The organism is Gemmatimonadales bacterium (genome assembly GCA_036279355.1).
GTDB lineage: Bacteria > Gemmatimonadota > Gemmatimonadetes > Gemmatimonadales > GWC2-71-9 > DASQPE01.
Genome location: DASUJH010000034.1, coordinates 102,069 through 121,904 on the forward strand (window position 1 = coordinate 102,069; position 19,836 = coordinate 121,904).

Below are 19,836 nucleotides of genomic sequence, written 5' to 3' on the forward strand. Positions count from 1 at the left end.
GTGAGCGGTAGCCAGAGTTATGATCTCACCCGAAGAAGCGAACTGCAGTCCGCGGAGTGGCGCACACCCCGATCGCGGCGCGCATTCGGACCGCCATGCCGCCGCCGAGCGAGTTGATTGCCGCCGCCCACCGCGGCGCAACCGGTGGAATGCCCGGTCGGCGCGTCCCCTGGACGTGCCTTCCCATGCTGGACGCGGCGTGACGACAACGCGTTAGCGGTCGATAGGCCGCGGGTACGTCGCTTGCTGCGCCCAGGCGCGGCACCCAGCCGATGATGAGAGGCTACCCCGACGCCGGAGATGGACGATGCGCCGAACCCTCACCACGACCTCCGCACTCGCGGTGCTCGCGACGCTCACCGCATGCGGCGCGGGCGGCAAACTTGCCCAGGGGCCGAGCGAGTTGGCGGCGGGCACCCGCGTCACCGCGAAGCTCGATGACGAAATCCACTCCCGCCACAATAAGGCGGGTGAGTCCGTGACGGCCACGGTGTCGTCGGCCGTGAAGGACGAGCACGGGCAGGTGGTGATACCGGAGGGCGCTACGCTCACGCTCCGGATCGAGGCGATCCACGAATCCGAGCACAAGGGCGATCCGGGCGTGCTCCGCCTCTCGACCCAGCAGCTCGCGGCCGATGGGCACACCTATCCGCTCACGGCGAGCGTGGTCTCCGTGGAGCGGCAGCTCGCGGGGCGGAAGACCAACGTGAACGACGCGGCCAAGGTGGGCGTCGGCGTCGGCGCGGGCGCGCTCGCGGGCGGGCTCGTGGCGGGAGGGAAGGGTGCGGTGGTAGGCGGCGTGCTGGGCGGCGCGGTCGGCACGCAGCGCGCCATTCAGACCAAGGATCGCGACGTGTACGTGGCCAAGGGATCGCGGATCGTGATCGCGCTCAAACAGAAGTTGCTGGCTGAGCGCTGATCAGGCCGAGCGGATCGCGGCTGACTCGAGCGCGGCACGCACGATCCGACCGGGGTTCGTGCTCAGGAGCCGCTCCGCCGCCTCCCGCAGATTGCGCGCGAGCAGCGCGGTCCGGGCTTCGCGCGGCGAGACGCCCTCGCGGCGCGTCCCGTGGTGGTCGGTGGAGATAAGATCGGCAAGGCCGGCGTCGATGAGGCGCCAGGAGAGCGATTCCGAGCCGGGCGCCGAATCGGCGTAGTGGCCGGTCAGGCTTCCGGCGTTGATCTGTATCTCGGCGCCCCGGCCGCGCCATGCGGCCGCGGTCTCGAGCGGATCCATTCCGGAGACGAACCGGTAGCGCTCGGGATGCGCGATCACGATCCGCCGCCCCGCCGCGCGCGCCGCCTCGATTACATCCTCGTGCGTGCCCTTGAGGACAAAGCCGAACTCGACGAGCAGCACGTCGCCGCCGCCGAAACCCACGTCCGCACGACTTGCCACTCGGCGGATCGCCGCAGCGTCGGGCGCCCAGATCTCCTGGCCGAGAGCGACGGCTGGCAAGTCGCTCGCCCCTTCCGTCGCGTCAAGGAGCAGGTCGAAGGCGCGGCGGTGGCGCTCGAGTTCGCGCCCGATAGCGGCGTCGGTCGAGAGCCGCGGGAGGAGCAGGTGGGGCGTCGTGACCAGCGCGGTGACGCCCTCCGCGCGGAGGTGCCGGAGCGAGTCCAGCGCCTCATCGAGCGACGCGGCGCCGTCATCGACGCCCGGGACCAGGTGGCTATGTAGATCGGCGAGTGGAATCATGGGGCCTGGCGGGGTAGCAACGAACGTGCCTTCTGGCGATACTTCTCCCGCAGAACATCATCCTTCTGGCAAAGTCAGAGACCAATCCATCGGCGCCCGGCGCAGGTGTCGGGCATACCGCATGGCTTACATGTTGCGATAGCTCCGCGGTCTTCCCAACGGTCACATCCATGCAGGCACGCAAGCAATCCCGCACGTTCTGGCGCGCAATCTTGACCCAGCCGTCGCTCTGGGCGGGAATCCTCATCACGCTACTTCTGGTCGGCCTCGGGCTCGGCATCCGCACCCTCCGCGCGCCGCTCGCGCCGGCCGAGCTCACCTACTCGGCGCTCTTGAGCGCGCTCGACGCCCGGCAGGTCGCCTCCCTCGAGATCGATCCCGGCCGCGAGCTCAGGGGACGGATGCGGCCGGGGGCGGGGACGCCCGGAGCGCGCGAGACCGGGTTCCGCGTGGTCTACACCTCGCCCACGCTCGACGAGGTGCTCCACCGCGCCGAGGCGATGGGCGTCACCGTCGCGTTCACCGAGCGGGAGCAGCACGACCGGATGGCCGCCCTCAATCTGCTCGTGGTGCTCGCGGGTTTCGCGGTTCTCGGCATCCTCCTCAAGCGCGGCTTGGCGACGCAAGGCGGTCATGGCTCGCTCGGCGAGGAGTCGCCGAGCAGCACGACGTTCGCCAACGTCGCGGGGAACGAGGGCACGGTCGCCGAGCTCAAGGAGGTCGTCGAATTCCTCCGCGACCCCGAGAAGTTCGGCCGGATCGGCGCGCGGGCGCCCAAGGGCGTGCTGATGTTCGGGCCGCCGGGGACGGGCAAGACGCTCATGGCGCGGGCCGTGGCCGGCGAGGCCGGCGTGCCGTTCTTCGCGATCTCGGGCTCCGAAGTGACCGGATTTCTCGTGGGCCTGGGCGTCGCGCGCGTCAAGAATCTCTTCCGCCGGGCGCGGAAGCGCGGCGGGGTCATCTTCATCGATGAGATCGACGCCATCGGCAGCCGGCGCGGGGCCAACCGGAGCCACAACGAGGACGACCGCACGCTCAACCAGCTCCTGGTGGAGATGGACGGCTTCTCCCAGCGCGAGGGCGTGCTGGTGATCGGGGCGACGAACCGGCCCGAAGACCTCGATCCGGCGCTCCGGCGTCCGGGGCGGTTCGATCGAAGTGTCTCCGTGGGCCTGCCGAGCGCGGACGAGCGCGAGGCGATCCTGCGGCTGCACGTGCTTGAGCGCGCGGTGCCGGTGGGGCAGGACGTCGATCTGGGCCGGCTTGCCCGCCTCATGCCGCAATCGAGCGGCGCCGATCTCGCCAACCTGGTGAACGAGGCGGCGATCGTGGCCGCGCGGCAGGGTGCCGTTGCCGTCGCGTGGGGACACATCGAGTCGGCGCGCGACCGGCTGCTGCTCGGCAAGGAGCGCACGGGATTCCGCGCGTCGGACGGGGAGTGGCAGATCGTCGCGGTGCACGAGGCGGGACACGCGCTGGCCGGCGTGCTGTGCTGCCCGGAGGACGGGCTGCACAAGGTGACGATCCAGCCGCGCGGCCAGGCGATGGGCGTGGCGTTCTTCTCGCCGGCCGACGACCTCCACCTGCACTCGCGGCGCTACCTCGAAAGCCAGATCCTCAAGGGACTGGCAGGGCGCGCGGCTGAGGAGATCGTGTTCGGGCCGGCGCTCGTGACAAGCGGCGCCCGGAGCGACTTGCAGCAGACGACGCGGATCGCAAAGGAGATGGTCTACAGCCTCGGCATGGGCCAGAGCACCGGGCTCGTGGCGTACGATCCGGCGCTGCCGCTCAGCACCGAAACGCACGCAACGATGGACCGGGACGTGAAGGAGATCATCGAGGGACTGTACGCGCGGGTGCGGCAGCTCATCGAGACGCACCGCGCTGCTCTGGAGGCTCTGGCGCGGGCACTGCTCGAGCGGGAGACGATCGGCGGAGAGGAAGCGGTCGCGATCCTCGCGGCCAACGGAGCAGAACCGGCCACGTACGCGAGCTGAGCTCGCGCGCCCCACCGGGCGCGGCGGGTCGCTCGGCGCCGGTCATCGCCGCGTCGGCCATGGTCGAGAGGATGAGCGCGCCGAGCGCGATGAGCACGAGGCCGGCGCGGATCGCGTGCAGGTCCTCCCAGCGGTTGCGGTACTCGGGCCAGTTGGCCGGCATCGTCTGGGGATTCCACGAGGCGATTTCTACGCTCAACGGGTGGATGCCGGCCACCCACACCAGAATCATCGCGACGAAGCAGATGAGCGCCAGCACCGCGAGCCCGAATGGCCGCGGCCGGCGGCGCAACTGCACGGCAAGCGCCAAGGTCGCGGCGAGCGCGCCCAGCTCCAGCAACGTGAAGGTGAACCCGGCGCTCCGGTAGAGCACCTGCTGCGCATCGAGCCACACGGCGGCGGAGAGATCGGCGGCACCGGGCGCCTCGATGGCGTGCGAGCACACCGCACCCGCCGCGAGCGCCGTGAGCATGAGGCTCGTGAACCACGCGACGCGAAGCGGCGTCGACGCGCCACCGGAATCGTCCGCATACGAGACGTGCCCATCCGGGTCCGGATGGGCACGCTGCATTTGGGGCTCTGACCACGTACTCACACGGTTCGCCGGCTGCTGCCGACGATAGCGTGGTAGATTAGCAGGAGCACGACCGCGCCGATGATGGCCACGATGAGGCTCCAGACGTTGAACCCGGTGACGCCTGCCGTGCCGAAGCGGTTGAAGATCCACCCGCCCACGACCGCGCCGATGATACCGAGGATGATGTCCACGACAACGCCTTCGCCGGTCTTGTTCACGATCTTGCTCGCGATCCAGCCCGCGATGAGGCCCAGGATGATCCAGGCGATGATCGACATGCGAGTTTCCTCCCCCGAGGGGCGATCCGATGGGGCCGGGAGTCGGCCGGCGTCGGTCGCCTGCGCATTGATGGTACGCCGGCTCGGGAATGTGCGACGTGACGGGCGGGCGCGGAGCGCCGTGACCGGGGTCACGGAGAGGGCGCAAGTCGAGCCAGCGCAACCTCGAGTGTGGCGAACCGGGCGCGTGCCTCAGCGCGCGTGATCTCGACGAAGCGGACCGGCTCGCCGGGGCGGCGCTGCGCCAGGCGCCCGAGATCGGCGGTGGCAACGACGGCGATGACCGGGTACCCGCCCACGGTGGGACCGTCGTTCATGAGGACGATGGGCGCGCCACCCGGGGGGAGTTGGACGGAGCCGGGAAGGCTCGGGACGGAAGGGGAATCGGGGGGTGAGTCGATGGGGAGCAAGGGGGTTTCGAAGCGGTAGCCCATGCGGCTCACGTAAGGGGAAAGGCGGCACTCGGAGAGGAGGCGAGCCCAGGCGTGGATGGGAAGGAGTTGGCGGGCGGGGCCGGGCATGACGGCGATGGGGTCGGGGTTGAAAGGGGACAGGGAGGCGGTACGGGCGGCAGAGGCGGCAAAGGCGGTAGGGGATACAGGCCCGGCATCTCGATGCCTGGGAGAGGCGCCGAGTGGCAGTTGGTCGCCGGTGCGGAGAAGGCGACCTTGGAGGCCGCCGAAATGAGCCGGCAAATACGTCGAACGGCTGCCGAGGGACAGGGGAACGGCTACGCCGCCGGCAACGGAGAAGTAGAGCCAGGCGCCGGTGGTGAACGAGTCGACGCGGAGCACGTCGCCGGCGGCGGCCGAGAGCGGTTGCCAATTCTCGGCGGGGCGGCCGGAAAGCTCGGCGGTGACGGCGGCGCCGGTGAGGGTGAAGCGGGTTGGGCGATCGAAGCGCAGCTCGCCGGCGCCGATGTACCACTCGATCGCAGCGGCGTCCGGCGGGTTTCCGACGAGGAGGTTGCCCGCAGCGAGCGATACCGGGTCCATTGCGCCCCCCGGCGGGACGCCCGCGGCGCGATGCCCCTGGCGCCCCGTGTCCTGCACCGTGGCGAATGGCGGCGCCGCGACGATCGTGATCACGCGTCGAGCGGCTCGAAGCGGATCCGGTCGCCGGCGGCGAGGAGATTCGGCGGGTCGCTGGTCGGGTCGAAGAGCATGACGTCGGTGTGGCCGATCAGATGCCAGCCGCCGGGCGTTTCGAACGGATAGATACCGGTCTGCGCGCCCGCGACTGCGACGCTTCCGGCCGGCACACGGCGGCGCGGCTCCGCCCGTCGCGGGAGCACGAGCGCCGGGTCGAGCGGACCGAGATAGGCGAAGCCGGGGACGAAACCGAGGAAGCACACCTCGTAAGTCGGAGACGCATGGCGGCGGACCACCTCGCGTTGCGAGAGGCCGGTCCGCTCCGCGACTTCGGCGAGATCGGGGCCGGCATAGCGGACGGGGATGACATGGAGGCGGCCACGCGGGTCGTGAGTGTCATCTGTTTCCGGCGCGCCGAGCAGCGCGCGCAGCACCGGCTCGATGCCATCGGGATCGGCCGAGCGCGGATCGAAGTACACCGTCACGGTGCCGTATGCGGAGACGACATCGCGCACCCCAGGGAGCATGCGCCTCCGCACACGCGCGGCAAATCGCGCGGCGAGGGCGCTCGTCGCGGGCGCCGCTCCTTCGGCGAGCGTCACGGCAAGTGCAGAATCGCCGAGCGGCGCGATGACCGGAGCCATGGCTCAGCGCGCGAACGGCGCCACGGCGATTCCCTCGGCCTCAAACCGCGCCCGGACGGCGCGGAGCAGCTCCGCCGCATGTCGCCCGTCGCCGTGGATGCAGAGCGAATCGGCGGCGACGGGGACGTCGGTGCCGTCGACCGCCTTGACCAATCCCTCGCGCACGATGCGCACGGCGCGCTCGGCCGCGGCGACGGGGTCCGAGGCGAGGGCGCCCTCACGGCCGCGGGGCACCAGGATGCCGTCGGGCCCATAGCCCCGATCGATGAATGCCTCGCGCCGGGCCTCGAGGCCGGCACTGCGGGCCGCGGCGAGGAGCGCGCTACCCTCAGGGCCGAGCACCGTAAGCTCGCGGTCGAGATCGTGAATGGCAGCGGCAAACGCGCGGGCCGCGTCGCGATCGCGCGCGAGCCGGTGATAAAGCGCGCCGTGCGGCTTCACGTAACGAACCCGTGTGCCCGCCGCGCGGGCCACCGCGTCGAGCGCACCAACCTGATAGAGCGCATAGGCCGCGATCTCCGCGGGAGAGGCGTCGAGCTCGCGCCGGCCGAACCCCTGAAGATCGGGATAGCCGGGGTGCGCGCCGATCGCGACGCCATGGGCCGCCGCTAGCGCCACTGTTTCCCGCATCCGCACCGGGTCGCCCGCGTGAAAACCACAGGCGATATTGGCCGAGGTCACGAGAGGGAGGAGCTCGGCATCTGCAGCGGGGGCCCAGATGCCGAAGCCTTCGCCCAGGTCGGCGTTCAGGTCGATCGTGGTGCTGGCAGGAGTGGGGGTCGGCACTTGGTAAAGATGAAGGCGGCGGGGCGGATCTGAAACAAAGCGGAGTTGGGGCTCGTTCCTGTCTGCAACGATTCGAGTTCCCGGAGCAGAGAGGTAGCCATGAGGCGCTATTGGATCCGTATCGCGGTTGGGGCCGTTCTGGTGTTCGTCGTCGGCATGGGGCTGATCGCGGCGGTTCACCACGGCGTCCTGCGCGCAAAGACGCTGGCGCATTCGACCGAACCGGTCGACATCCCGCTGGCCATGTTGCCGTTCCAGGTGGACGGCTCCAAGCTCGGAACCCTGCGCGGTATCGAGTTCACGCGCAGCGCGCCGGACGACGTGACCGGCATGCGAGTGAGCGTGCGCCTCTCCGACTCCGGAAAGGCCAAGCTGCTCGACGGCTGCGTGCTCGCGATCGGGTCGGCGAACGTCCAGTCCGACGCCAGAAGTCTCGGGTTCCGCTGTCTGCGGGGTGGAGATTCGTCGCTCGCGGGGCTCAAGCGCTTCGGCGAGGTAGTTCTGCAGCCGGGGGGCGTGGTGCTATCGGTGATGGTCCCTCGCGATCGCTGATCTCGCTCGCGGGCTTGCCTCCCGCCGCATCCGACGCGCAGCTTGAAGCGTAGTTCACGCGTCGATAGGAGCAGGCAAGCGCCATGGCAAAAGAGCAGGTCGCGTCCGCGGATCTGCCGGTGAACGTCCAGCCCGGCGGGAATGCGCGGAGCGGAACCTATCGCAACGTCATTCGGATTGTGCTCGCGGTCGCGGCGACGGTCGCCTTCATTCTGCTCGGCCGCAAACTCGGCGCCTACGTACCGGCGTTCACGGCGTGGGTCCACGGGCTCGGGGCCTGGGGCCCGATCGCGTTCATCGCCGGTTACGTCGCCGCCACTATCGCGTTCGTTCCGGGTTCGCTGCTCACCCTTGCCGCGGGCGCAATCTTCGGCCTGCTGCTCGGCACCCTCTACGTCTTCATCGGCGCCTCGCTCGGTGCCACGGCGGCGTTTCTCATCGCGCGATACCTGGCACGCGGCGCGGTGGAGCGAAAGCTCGAGGGCAATGAGAGGTTCGCGGCCATCGACCGCGCCATCGGGCGTGAGGGGCGGAAGATCGTCCTCCTGCTTCGGCTCTCGCCGGTATTTCCATTCAACCTGCTCAACTACGGACTCGGGCTCACGCAGGTGCGGCTCGGCGACTACGTCGTCGCCTGCGTCGGCATGCTGCCGGGCACCATTCTCTACGTCTATTCCGGCATGATCGTGGGCGATGTGGCCGCGCTCGCCGGCGGTGCCGCCCCTCAGCACGGCCCAGGCTACTACGGGGTGCTCGCGCTGGGCGCCGCGGCGACGCTCGTGGTTACGACCATCGTGACCCGTGCCGCCCGCCGCGCTCTTCGCGAAGTGACCGATGACGCCGGCCGCCCCAACGCATAGCGCCGCGGGCACCGTGGCGGCGGAGGCCGGCCCGGTGCGGGTCGAGCCGTTCGACCGGTACAACCGCGCGCTCGTCGCCAATGCGCACCCGGACGGCTGGGTGAATCCGGAGCCGCGCGTCCGCTATCACCTGGTCGTCATCGGCGCCGGCACGGGCGGACTCGTGAGCGCATCGATCGCGGCGGGGCTCGGCGCGCGCGTGGCGCTCATCGAACGGCATCTCATGGGCGGCGATTGCCTCAACGTGGGCTGCGTGCCGTCAAAGGCCGTCATCCGCGCGGCGCGTTCGTGGGCGGACGCGCGGGCGAGCGCCGCGGAGTTCGGCGGGCCGGCGGCAGCCGGCGCCGGCGATTTCGACCGCGCAATGGAGCGGATGCGCCGGCTCCGTGCGGGGATCAGTCCGATCGACGGCGCGCCGCGCTATCGCGAGCTCGGGGTGGACGTCTTTCTGGGCGACGCCCGCTTCACCGGATCGGACAGCATCGAGGTGGGCGGCCGGACGCTTCGGTTTCGCCGCGCGATCGTCGCGACCGGTGCGCGCGCCACGACGCCACGCGTTCCAGGGCTCGCCGAGGTTGGCTATCTGACCAACGAGACGGTCTTCACGCTCACCGAGCTGCCCGCGCGGCTCGTCGTCATCGGCGCGGGGCCGATCGGATGCGAGCTGGCGCAGGCCTTCGCGCGGTTCGGCAGCCGGGTCACGGTCGTCAACAACTCGGCCCACGCGCTCCCGCGCGAGGACATGGACGCGGCGCGCATCGTGGAGCACGCGATGGAGCGCGACGGCGTCATCTTCATCCACGAGGCGAAGAGCCTCGCGGCCGAGCGGATCGGCGCCGACCGTGTGGTGGTCGTGGAGCGGGGCGGCCGGGAGGAGCGGATCGCGGGCGACCAGATCCTCATCGCGGTGGGGCGTGCGGCGAACGTCGAGGGGCTTGGGCTCGATGCGGCCGGCGTGCGCTACGGCCCCAAAGGCGTCGTGGTGGACGATCGGCTCCGCACAAGCAATCGCCGGATCTACGCGGTTGGAGACGTCGCATCGAAGTACCAGTTCACCCACGCTGCGGATTTCCTCGCCCGCACCGCAGTCCGGAATGCGCTCTTCTTCGGCCGCGCAAAGGCGAGCGCGCTGCTGGTGCCGTGGTGCACGTACACCAGCCCCGAGATCGCGCACGTCGGGATCTACGAGCGGGACGCGCGCGAGGCCGGCCGCGAGATCGAGACGCTCACGATTCCGTTGGAGGAGGTCGATCGCGCCGTGCTCGATGGCGAGACCGAGGGCTTCTTCCGGGTGCACCTGGCGAAGGGGAGCGACCGGATTCTCGGTGCCACGCTCGTGGCGGAGCACGCGGGCGACATGATCAGCGAGATCACCGCCGCAATGGTGAACGGCGTCGGACTGGGCGGCATCGGGAACGCGATCCATCCGTATCCGACGCAGGCCGAAGTTTTCCGCAAGGCCGCGGATACGTGGCGGCGGGGCAAGCTCACCCCGCGGATGCGGCGGCTCTTCGCGCGGTACTTCCGACTGCTCGGGTAAACCGCCGGGGGAAGTGGGCGGCAGGGGCGCGCTGTAACGGAGCGCACGCCCCCGGCCGGCGGCCCGCACCAGATTGGCTCCGGGCCCACTCCCGGAGGCATCATGGCCCGCGATGAATCCAACGACGAGCGAGACTACGAGCGCGTGCAGCGCGACCTCAACCCGCACCGGGTGGAGGAGCAGCGGCGGGCGCGCGAGCACGCCGCGGCAATGCTGGAACAGCGCGAGGTCCGCGTGCTGCCGAGCGACTCGAGCGAGGATCTGGCCGATCTGCTCGATGCGGTGGACCGCTTCACCGCCGCGGTCGAGGCGAAGGGCGGCGATACGATGGTGAATACCCCCGACTCGTCCGATCCCAAGACGCCGGCCTACGTGCTCCCGATCCGCGGCGCGGGCGAATCGGTGCAGGCGTACCGGCACCGCGTGGTCGAGGGCACCGAGCGCCTGCTCCGGTCACGCCCGGTGTAGGCGCCGGCTCTGCTTGTAGGGGAAGAAGTCGAAGATTTCGCCGGCCTCGAGCCGCCGCTGGACACCGGTCCAGAACTCGACCGTGAGCAGATCGGCGTGGGCGGCGAGGAAGTCGTCGCGCAGGCCGCCGGCTGGCACGAGGAAGGGGCTGAACTCCTCGGGAAAGACGTCGTGCTCGCCCACGTGGAACCATGGCTCGGCGGCCAGCTCGTCTTCCTCCGAGCGGGGCGGCGGCATGCGGCGGAAGTTGGATTCGCGGAGGAGGGCCAGCTCGTCGTAGTCGTAGCAGATGACCCGGCCGTTGCGGGTGACGCCGAAGTTCTTGAGCAGCATGTCTCCGGTGAAGATGTCGGCGCCCGCCAAGTCCTTGATGGCGTTGCCGTAGTCCACGATGGCGTCGCGCGCGGCGGCGTCGTCGGCGTGGCGAAGGTAGAGGTTGAGCGGCGTGACCCGCCGCTCGGTGTAGCAGTGCCGCACGACCACGCGGTCGCCATCCACCCGCACGCTCCTTCCGGCCACCTTGAGCAGATAGGCGAGCAGCTCGTCGGGAAAGCAGTGGCGGCGGAACTCGAGCTGCTCGAACTCCTGCGCGTCGGCCAGGCGACCCACCCGATCGTGCCGGAACACGAGATGGTACTTGGCCATCACCGCCTTGCGCGTGGTGTGCTTGGGCGCGACGAAGGTGTCCTTGATGATCTTGAACATGATGTTGAACGACGGCAGCATGAACACGCTCATCACCAGTCCCTCGTCGCCCTCGGCCACGGCAAAGCGCGCCTCGGGGCGCTCCAGGTGGCGCATAAGCCCGCGCCAGAGCTCGGTCTTGGCGTGCTTATTGTAGCCGATGGCGCTCCACAGCTCGTCCACCCGCTTGTGCGGCATGATCGACGCGAGAAAGGCGACGAGAGCGCGCGGCCGCGGCGCCTCCACGAAGAAGTACGACCAGCTGAAGCCGAACACGATGCTCGCCTCGTCCTGGGTGAGCAGCGCCGCGTCCACCGTGATGCCGCGCTCGCCGTGCACCAGCGGGAGGACGAGCGGCACCAGCTCGCCGGCGCCGTGCACCCGGCCGATGAGATACGCGCCCTTGTTGCGGTAGAACGGCGCGCGCAGCAGCTCGACCGAGAGCGGGCCGGCGGTCCATCCCAGCTCGCGCAGCCGGGTGTCGAGCGCCTCGGCGACGAGGCCGGCGTCGCGTTCCATGTCCTCGTAGGACACGCTCCAGCCGGCTGCCGCGAGCAACCGGCGCACCGGCTCGCGGCTCGAGCCCTCGCCCGGAAAGGCATCGTACACCGGCGGCTCGGGGTGGTCGAGCGCGCCGCCCGCGGTGAACGAAAGAAACTCGGCATCGGCGTCGGTGCCGACGGTGCCGAGCACTCGACGGCTGGCTGAATTGAAGAAGGTCTCGGCCAGCTCGGCGTCGGGCCGGCACTCGGCCAGGCGGGCAAAGGCCGCGCGGGCGCGGCTCCACGCGGCGCGGTCGTGATCCAGGGGAGTGGGGTCGTTGCGGAGTGCCGCGACCAGCGCATCGAGGCGCGTGCGATAGAGCTCGAGGCGCTCGGCCGCGTCGGCCTGGGTGCCGTGCCAGTCGCGCGCTTCGAACCGCTGGCGGGCCCGGCGGGTAACCGCGCTGAACGCGGCGCAATAGCCCGCATAGGCGTTCATGATCATTGCCGCCGCGCGGTCGGGCGCGGCGCCGCCGGCGTCACCGGCCGCGGGCGCGCTCGCGGGGACATCAATGTTGGGCGAGGCGTTGCCGTTCACGGGCCCGACACTAAGTTGCGGGTCATGTCGTCCATCTCCATGCCGGCAGACCACGCGCTCCACGCTCCCGCCGAAGGCGAGTCGATCGCATTGCGCGACGGCCGCCTCGAGGTGTCGAGCCATCCCATCGTTCCGTTCATCGAGGGCGACGGCACCGGGCCCGACATCTGGCGGGCCGCGCGCGTCGTCTTCGATGCCGCCGTCGAGCGCGCGTACGGTCGCGAGCGCCGCATCGCGTGGTTCGAGGTGCTGGCGGGCGAGAAGGCCAAGAATCTCACCGGAAGCTGGCTTCCCGACGCGACGCTCGCGGCCATCGACCATCACCTCGTCGCGATCAAGGGCCCGCTCACGACGCCGGTGGGCGGCGGGTTCCGCTCGCTCAACGTCGCGCTCCGGCAGAAGCTCGACCTCTACGCCTGTGTGAGGCCCGTCCGGTATTTCGAGGGCGTGCCGTCGCCTGTCAAGGCGCCGCAGGACGTGAACATGGTCATCTTCCGGGAGAACACGGAAGACATCTATGCCGGGATCGAGTACAAGGCGCACTCGCCGGAGGCGCGCGAGCTGATCGAATTCCTGCAGGAGGAGCTGGGCGCGCAGACGATCCGGTTCCCCGAGTCGAGCGCCATCGGGGTGAAGCCGATCTCGGAGGAGGGGAGCAAGCGCCTCATTCGCGCTGCCATCGAGTACGCCATCGCCCATGCGTGTCCCAGCGTGACGCTGGTGCACAAGGGCAACATCATGAAGTTCACCGAGGGCGGCTTCCGCGACTGGGGCTACCAGGTCGCGAAGGAAGAATACGGAGCGGCCGAGGTGGATGGCGGGCCCTGGTGCGCGCTGCCACAGGGCATCGTGATCAAGGACGTGATCGCCGATGCGTTCCTGCAGCAGATCCTCACCCGGCCGAAGGAATATAGCGTCATCGCCACGATGAACCTGAACGGCGACTACATCTCGGATGCGCTCGCGGCGCAGGTGGGCGGCATCGGCATCGCGCCCGGCGCCAACATCAACTACATCACCGGGCACGCGGTGTTCGAGGCGACGCACGGCACCGCGCCACGTTACGCGGGGCAGGACAAGGTGAACCCGGGCTCGGTCATTTTGTCGGGCGAGATGATGCTGCGCTATATGGGATGGGGTGAGGCGGCCGACCGGATCATCGCCTCGCTCGGAAAGACCATCGCGCAGAAGAAGGTGACCTACGACTTCGAGCGGCTCATGACCGGTGCGACGCTCGTCTCGACCAGCGGCTTCGCGCGGGCGATGGTGGAGAATATGTAGCGGCCGGGGGCGTTGCGCGCGGCTCGCCGCTACGCCCGCCCGCGCCACCGCTCGATTTCGCGCCGGCGCTTCTTGGTCGGCCGCCCTTTCTCTTCGTACAACGCCGGTGCCGCAAACTTGAGCCGTTCGGCCAACCGCTCGCGGGCCGAGCGGCTCTCGGCCGTCTCCTCGTACAACGTGGCCGCGACCGTGGCCGACCCCCTCCGCTCGGCGAGCGCGCGCACGACGAGGTGATGCTCGAACGGGGCGAAGCGCAGGCGCACGTGATCGCCCGGCTGAACGGCCTTGGAGGCTTTGGCGCGCTCGCCGTTCACCTCCACCTTGCCGCCGGCCACCGCCTCGGCGGCGAGCGAGCGGGTCTTGAAGAAGCGCGCGGCCCAGAGCCACTTGTCGATGCGGACGCGTTCGATGCTCTCGGGTTGGTGCGGCATGGGCGAACGATACATCGGGCGCATGCTGGTGCGCGCGGTGCCGCCTTGCGACATTAGGAAACCGTGACTCTCACAATCCAGCTCCTCATCACGCTCGCGGCCCGGGCGGTGCAGATCGCCGCGCCCACGCCACAAGTCCCCGAGCTCCAGGCGCCCGAGACCGCGATGGCTGCCGATCCGGCCACCGCCGACGACTCTACCCTCGCCGCAGCCATGGCAGCGCTCGCCCGCGGCCTTCCGTGGCGCGCCACGCGATTGCTCGATCCCATGCTCCGCGATTCCGCCACCCGGACCCCCGAAGCCTTGCTGCTTGCAGCGACCGCGGCAAGCCGCTGGGGCGGGTGGAACGCGGTCGAGCGCCTGCTCGGCGCCGAGCCCGACAGCACGCTCGCGGCGGGCGGCGTGGGTCGCATTCTGCTCGCGCGGGCGGCGCTCGAAGCGGGGCGCGATTCGCTGGCGGCCGCGCGCGCTGCCGCACTCCTCGGGGCGGCGGCGCCGCCGGAGCGCCGCGGCGCCGCGCTCGTGACACTCGCGCGCGCGCTCGAGCGGCTCGGCGCGCACGACACCGCGGCCGCGACCTGGCTCCGCGCCGCCGAGGCCGTTCCGCTGGCGGCCGATTGGCTCAAGCTCCGCGCGGCCGGCGCCATGGCCGACAGCAGCGGCCGATGGGGCTTGTATACCACGCTTGGCGCCGCCGCGCGCGCGCATATCCCTGAAACCGAGGCGGCACTGCGCGAACGGCTCGGTGACGATCTGGGCGCTGCGAAGGCGTACGCGGCGCTCGGCGACCGGATCTCGGCGCTTCGCCTTCGGCTCGTCGCCGCGAACGCGCCCGGGGGCGCCCGCGCGCCCGCCCTCGGGAGCGGCGCGGCTGCCGCACTTGGCATTCCTTCGGTCGACAGCGCGGCGCGCAACTCGGTGCGGCGCGAGCTGATCGACGCCATCATCGGTGGGACGGCCGCCGAAGCCCGCGGCGCCGTCGCGCTGCTCGACAGCGCGTTCGGCGCGCAGCCGCCGGAGGATGAGCTTGCGATCGCGCGCGGTGCCGTTGCCGCGGGCGCGCCGGAGCGTGCGGTGGAGGGATTCGACCGCGCCTTCGACGCCGGGCTCGGCGGGACGAGCGACCGCTTCGACCTCGCCACCTCGCTCGGACGGCTCGGGCGATATGACCGCGCGGCGGTCGAGTTCGGCCGGGTGCCGGCGAGCGATTCGCTGGGCGGCGCGGCGGCGTATCAGCGCGCGCGTGCGATGCTGCGCGGCGGCGACGAGCCCGGCGCGGTGCGCGCGTTGCGCAAGGTCGCCGCCAGCTTTCGGAAGGACAGCGCCGCCGCGGCGCCCGCGCTCGTGCTGCTGGCCGATCTGGCCACCGATGACCATCGGGAGAGCGAAGCACGGCGGCTCTTCGCGCGGGCGGCCAAGATGTTTCCCCGGAGCCGATTCGCGGCAGCCGCGTGGTTCCGCTCCGGACTCATCGCACTGCTCGAAGGCCGCGCAAGGACCGCCGCGAAAGAGCTGGACGGGCTCGCCAGGAGCGGACGCGCGGGAGAAGAGGGGCTCGCCGCGAGGTATTGGAGCGGGCGCGCGTGGGAGGCGGCAGGCGACAGCGCCCGCGCCCGCGAGCGGTGGAGCGCGCTCGCGTCGGATCAGCCGGCGTCGTACTACGCGGGCCTCGTCGATCAGCGTCTGGACATCGACCCCTGGGCGCCGCCCGCGGCGGCGGACTCGTTCGCCAGCTATCCCGACCTCGACACCGCCATGGCGCGCGCGGCCGAGCTGGATCGTCTCGGGCTCGCGCGGGAGGCGGCGTGGGAGTACGCGGACATCGCCGGTGACGCGAATGGATCGGTCGAGCGCCTGCTCGCCACCGCCGACGCGTTCCGCGCTCAGGGGCTCGGCGCGCAGGCGATCCAGCTCGCGCGGCGCGCGCTGGCCCGCGGCGCGCCGGCCGATGCGCGGCTCTACCGCCTGCTCTATCCAGTGGTGCGGCCGGACGCGCTGATGGCGGCGGCGGAGGCGAACGGGCTCGACCCGAGTCTCGTCGCGGCGCTCATCCGCCAGGAGTCGCTCTTCAACCCGCTCGCCACGTCGCGGGCCGGCGCGCGCGGTCTCATGCAGGTGATGCCCGATCTTGGCCGGAAGCTCGCGGAGGCGCAGGGATTTCCCGAGTGGGATCCGGTGCTCCTCTATCAGCCGGACGTGAGTCTGGAGCTTGGCACCGCGCACCTGGGCGACCTCGCGCGCCAGTTGCCGGACGTGCCGCGGTTGCTCGCTGCCTACAATGCCGGAATCTCTCGGGTGGCGCGCTGGCAGACGAAGACCGGCGCGAACGATCCCGAGGTGTTCGCCGAGCGGATTCCGTTCGTCGAGACGCGCGACTACGTGCGGATCATCCAACGGAACGAGGCGCTCTACCGTGCGCTCTATTCGTGGGAAGCTACTGGGCCCGAGCCGACCGGTGGCGTGACGCGCCCGCAGTTCTTACCTTAAGGCTGCTCTCGATACAACGACCTTTTTCACGGCCACCGCGCATACCGCGCCGGGCGTGATGACGACACATATTGCCGCTTCCTTTGCCCCGCCGCGGCTCGACGACATGCTCGAGCGCCTGGGCGACGCCTTCCTCGCATTCGACGCCGACTGGCGCTGCACCTACGCCAATCGCGCCGCCATTCGGCTCCTGAGCGAGCGCTACGGCGCGGCTTCGGGTGACCCCACGGGCCGCGTGATCTGGGATCGCGTGCCAGGTCTCGCCGGCACGGCGCTCGAGACCGCGCTGCGCCGAGCCGCGGCCGCGCGCGTGCCAGTCTCATCCAGCGAACTGGATGCGCCGCGCGGCCGCGTGCTCGAAGCCCGCATCTTTCCCTCCGACGACGGCGTCTCGGCGCTCATCCGCGAGCTGACCGGTATCGAGTCAATCCCGCCGGACGACCCGGCATCCGGGCACGCGCGCGACGCGCTCGAGGGCATCAGCGAGCTGTTCTGCCACTGGGACGACGAGTGGCGCATCACCTACTGCAATCGCCGCGGCGAGGCCTACCTCCGTCACCTCGGGAAAGATCCGGACGGCATGCTCGGCCGTCCGGTGTGGGACGCCATGCCCGAGCTCGCCGGCACGAGCTTCCACGCGGCCGCGCTCCGGGCGGCCGCCGAGCGGCGGGAGGTGACGGTCGAAGATTGGTTCCGGCCGCCTGGGGTGGATCAATGCTTTGCCGTGCGATTCGTGCCGGTGGCGGGCGGCATGAACTGCTACGCACGGGACGTGACGCTCCGCCGCCGGGCGCAGGCCGGCATGGCGGAGACGCGGCGGCTTCTCCGCGAGAGCGAGGAGCGCTTCCGGTTGCTGGTCGAATCCATCGACGACGTCGTGTTCCGGCTCGATCGGGATGGCCGCTGCGTCGACATTTTCGGTCGCTGGCTCGAGCGCGAGGGCAGCCCCGCGCAGATGCTGCTCGGCCGCACCACGGGCGAGATCGTGGGCCCCGCTACCGCGCCGATGCACGAGGAGGCAAATCGCCGCGCCCTCGCGGGCGAGACCGTGGTGTACGAGTGGGAGCTGGTCCGCAAGCGTGGGAACAGGCACATGCAGGCCTCGCTCGCGCCGCTCCGGAACGCCGCGGGCGAGGTGATCGGCATCGTTGGCGTGAACCGCGACCTCACGAGCCGGGTCGAGAGCGAGCGCGAGATCCAGCGGCTCAACGCCGATCTCGAGCGCCAGGTGGCCGAGCTCCAGCGCCGTGAAACCCATCAGCGGCTCCTGGCGGACACGAGCCGGCTGCTCGACGGCTCGCGCGAGCCCGAGGCCGCGCTCGCCGCCGTGGCCCGAGCGACGATCCCGGCGCTCGCCGACTTCACGATCCTCGACGTCTTCGATGACGACGGTCGACTCGAGCGCCTGCAACTGGCGCACGCCGAACCGGCCGTCGAGGCCCGCCTCGCCGCCGACGCCCGCACCTGCACGCCCGACCCTGCGTGGGATGACCATCCGATCGTCCAGGTGCTCCGTACCGGCGCGCCGCTGCTCATGCCCGATCTCTCCGAATCCGAGGTCGCAGCGCTGGGCCGGCGCGAGTGCGACGCGGCGTTTCTCGCGGCGCTGGCACCGCGCTCGCTCATGGTGGTGCCGCTCCGCGCGCACGGGCAGAGCATCGGCAAGCTGACCTTCGGCTATTCGGCATCGGGCCGCCGGCACACGCCCGAGGACCTGGCGCTCGCGGAGGAGGTGGCGGGCCGCGCCGCGCTCGCCGCGGAGAACGCACGGCTCTTCCAAGCGGCCCAGCGCGAAGTGCGGCGGCGCACCGAAGCCGAGTCCACGGCCAGCCGCTGGGCCTTCATCTTCGAGCGCGCGGCCTGGGGTGTCAGCATCGCGAGCCCCGACGCACAGCGAATCGAGGCGGTGAACCCGGCGTTCGCGCGGCTGCACGGCTACGCGTCGAGCGAGCTGCAAGGCCGGCCGCTCGCCGATCTCGTGGCGCCGCACCGCCGCGCCGAGTGCGCGACGCAGATGGCGCGTGCGCGCGAGCAGGGTCACCAGATCTGGGAGTCGGAGCACCTGCGGCATGACGGCAGCGGCTTCCCGGTGCTGGTTGACGTCGCCGCGATCCGCGGCGGCGGCGAGCTGCTCTGCCTTGCGGCGACGGTGCAGGACCTCACCGAGCGCAAGCGGGCCGAGGAGCAGGTGCGGCAGGCGCAGAAGATGGATGCCGTGGGCCGGCTCGCCGGCGGTGTCGCCCACGACTTCAACAACATGCTGATGATCATCCTCGGCTTCTGCGACCTGCTCGTCGAGAGCCTCGACCGGGACGACGCGCGACGGGCCGACGCACTGGAAATCCGCAAAGCCGCCGACCGCGCGTCCGCCCTCACCCGCCAGCTGCTCACGCTCGGCCACCCGCAGATCCTCAAGCGCCAGGTGATGAACCTGAACGAGGTGATCCGCGAGCTCGATCCGATGCTCCGGCCGCTCATTCGCGAGGACATCCGGCTGGTGGAGAGCCTCTCGGCGGGCCTGGGCGGCGTCGCGGCCGACCGGGGGCAGCTCGAGCAGATCGTCATGAACCTGGCGCTCAACGCCCGCGATGCGATGGCCCACGGCGGCCGCCTCACGATCGAGACGATCAACGTCGATCTGCCCGAGGGATACGCCTACCGGCACATCGGCATCGACATTCCCGCGGGGCCGTACGTCATGCTCGTGGTGAGCGACACCGGCCGCGGCATCGATCCCAGGGTGAAAGCGCGCCTCTTCGAGCCGTTCTTCACCACCAAGACCTCGGGCCGGAACACGGGGCTCGGCCTTGCCACCGTGTACAGCATCGTGACCCAGACCGGCGGCTACGTGTGGGTCGACAGCGAGCCGGGCGAGGGCGCGGCGTTCAAGATCTGTCTGCCGCGCATCGAGCCCGCGTCCGATGCCGCTGAACCCGTGACGCCTGAGTGCAGACCGATCCGGGGCGGGGCCGAGTGTCTGCTGGTGGTCGAAGATGAAGACGCCGTGCGGAGCCTTGCCGGCCGCGTGCTCGCCGGGCTCGGCTACCTCGTGCTGGAGGCGGCAAACGGGCGCGAGGCGCTGGAGATCGCGCGGGAGTACCCGGGGTCCATCGATCTGCTGGTCACCGACGTCGTCATGCCGGAGATGGGCGGCCTCGACCTCATCGATGCATTGCTCGCGCTCCGGCCCGGCATCGGGGTGGTCGTGATGTCGGGGTACATGGAACCCGACCACGCGCGCGGCACCCTGCGCGATGCCGGCATCCCCTTCCTTCCCAAGCCATTCTCCCCCGATGGTCTGAGCCGGCAGGTGCGCGACGTGCTCGATGCGCGCGCGGCCGGGGTCACGCATCACAGCCCCTCCTGAGCCTCGCTTTCAAT

The 19,836-nt window shown here is 70.7% G+C and carries 16 protein-coding genes and 1 pseudogene; 9 read left to right on the forward strand and 8 right to left on the reverse strand.

Going from position 1 to position 19,836, the window contains the following annotated elements:
* Window positions 1–307 precede the first annotated feature (307 nt).
* The gene (locus VFW66_09585; GenBank protein HEX5386939.1) at window positions 308–919 is read left to right on the forward strand and encodes a hypothetical protein; all 612 of its coding nucleotides are present in this window, start codon (window positions 308–310) and stop codon (window positions 917–919) included.
* On the opposite strand, the gene VFW66_09590 is transcribed toward VFW66_09585, so the two are convergent.
* Window positions 920–1,699 carry a CpsB/CapC family capsule biosynthesis tyrosine phosphatase gene (locus tag VFW66_09590; GenBank protein HEX5386940.1) on the reverse strand — a complete coding sequence of 260 codons (780 nt, stop codon included), beginning with the start codon at window positions 1,697–1,699 and terminating at the stop codon, window positions 920–922.
* A gap of 170 nt (window positions 1,700–1,869) precedes the next feature.
* Here VFW66_09590 and VFW66_09595 point away from each other — a divergent pair, with 170 nt between their 5' ends.
* Complete coding sequence (locus VFW66_09595) at window positions 1,870–3,696, forward strand: ATP-dependent metallopeptidase FtsH/Yme1/Tma family protein (GenBank protein ID HEX5386941.1); 1,827 nt, start codon at window positions 1,870–1,872, stop codon at window positions 3,694–3,696.
* A gap of 94 nt (window positions 3,697–3,790) precedes the next feature.
* Here the strand turns inward: VFW66_09595 and VFW66_09600 are convergent.
* From VFW66_09600 to VFW66_09620, 5 genes and pseudogenes are all read right to left on the reverse strand, one after another.
* A pseudogene (locus VFW66_09600) lies at window positions 3,791–4,267 on the reverse strand (anthrone oxygenase family protein).
* Window positions 4,268–4,287: 20 nt separating this feature from the next.
* Window positions 4,288–4,551 (reverse strand): GlsB/YeaQ/YmgE family stress response membrane protein, encoded by a 264-nt coding sequence (locus VFW66_09605; GenBank protein HEX5386942.1) that lies wholly within the window; start codon window positions 4,549–4,551, stop codon window positions 4,288–4,290.
* Window positions 4,552–4,682: 131 nt separating this feature from the next.
* Window positions 4,683–5,639, reverse strand: a complete 957-nt coding sequence (locus VFW66_09610; protein ID HEX5386943.1) for a biotin-dependent carboxyltransferase family protein — start codon at window positions 5,637–5,639, stop codon at window positions 4,683–4,685.
* Window positions 5,636–6,286, reverse strand: coding sequence for a 5-oxoprolinase subunit PxpB (pxpB, locus tag VFW66_09615; protein ID HEX5386944.1), 651 nt, complete (start codon window positions 6,284–6,286; stop codon window positions 5,636–5,638). Before pxpB ends, VFW66_09610 begins: the two co-directional genes overlap by 4 nt.
* 3 nt (window positions 6,287–6,289) lie before the next feature.
* The gene (locus VFW66_09620) at window positions 6,290–7,072 is read right to left on the reverse strand and encodes a 5-oxoprolinase subunit PxpA (GenBank protein HEX5386945.1); all 783 of its coding nucleotides are present in this window, start codon (window positions 7,070–7,072) and stop codon (window positions 6,290–6,292) included.
* Between the two features lie 141 nt (window positions 7,073–7,213).
* Between VFW66_09620 and VFW66_09625 the strand changes: the two genes are divergently transcribed.
* From VFW66_09625 to VFW66_09640, 4 genes are all read left to right on the forward strand, one after another.
* Window positions 7,214–7,624 (forward strand): hypothetical protein, encoded by a 411-nt coding sequence (locus VFW66_09625; GenBank protein HEX5386946.1) that lies wholly within the window; start codon window positions 7,214–7,216, stop codon window positions 7,622–7,624.
* Between the two features lie 83 nt (window positions 7,625–7,707).
* Window positions 7,708–8,484, forward strand: a complete 777-nt coding sequence (locus VFW66_09630) for a TVP38/TMEM64 family protein (GenBank protein HEX5386947.1) — start codon at window positions 7,708–7,710, stop codon at window positions 8,482–8,484.
* Window positions 8,459–10,024: a mercuric reductase gene (locus VFW66_09635; GenBank protein HEX5386948.1), complete on the forward strand. Its 1,566-nt coding sequence runs from the start codon at window positions 8,459–8,461 to the stop codon at window positions 10,022–10,024. Before VFW66_09630 ends, VFW66_09635 begins: the two co-directional genes overlap by 26 nt.
* Window positions 10,025–10,126: 102 nt before the next feature.
* Entirely contained in the window at window positions 10,127–10,492 is a 366-nt protein-coding gene (locus VFW66_09640; GenBank protein HEX5386949.1) for a hypothetical protein, read from the forward strand.
* Here the strand turns inward: VFW66_09640 and aceK are convergent.
* Complete coding sequence (gene aceK, locus VFW66_09645; GenBank protein HEX5386950.1) at window positions 10,478–12,256, reverse strand: bifunctional isocitrate dehydrogenase kinase/phosphatase; 1,779 nt, start codon at window positions 12,254–12,256, stop codon at window positions 10,478–10,480. The genes VFW66_09640 and aceK overlap by 15 nt on opposite strands.
* A gap of 24 nt (window positions 12,257–12,280) precedes the next feature.
* On the opposite strand from aceK, the gene icd reads away from it, so the two are divergent.
* A complete protein-coding gene (gene icd / locus VFW66_09650) occupies window positions 12,281–13,537 on the forward strand; it encodes an NADP-dependent isocitrate dehydrogenase (GenBank protein ID HEX5386951.1) in 1,257 nt (418 codons plus the stop codon).
* Window positions 13,538–13,566: 29 nt separating this feature from the next.
* On the opposite strand, the gene VFW66_09655 is transcribed toward icd, so the two are convergent.
* Window positions 13,567–13,968 (reverse strand): RNA-binding S4 domain-containing protein, encoded by a 402-nt coding sequence (locus tag VFW66_09655; protein ID HEX5386952.1) that lies wholly within the window; start codon window positions 13,966–13,968, stop codon window positions 13,567–13,569.
* Between the two features lie 63 nt (window positions 13,969–14,031).
* Between VFW66_09655 and VFW66_09660 the strand changes: the two genes are divergently transcribed.
* Together VFW66_09660 and VFW66_09665 are read left to right on the forward strand one after the other, a co-directional pair.
* Complete coding sequence (locus VFW66_09660) at window positions 14,032–16,455, forward strand: transglycosylase SLT domain-containing protein (protein HEX5386953.1); 2,424 nt, start codon at window positions 14,032–14,034, stop codon at window positions 16,453–16,455.
* Window positions 16,456–16,513: 58 nt separating this feature from the next.
* A complete protein-coding gene (locus VFW66_09665) occupies window positions 16,514–19,822 on the forward strand; it encodes a PAS domain-containing protein (protein HEX5386954.1) in 3,309 nt (1,102 codons plus the stop codon).
* The last annotated feature ends 14 nt before the right edge of the window (window positions 19,823–19,836 follow it).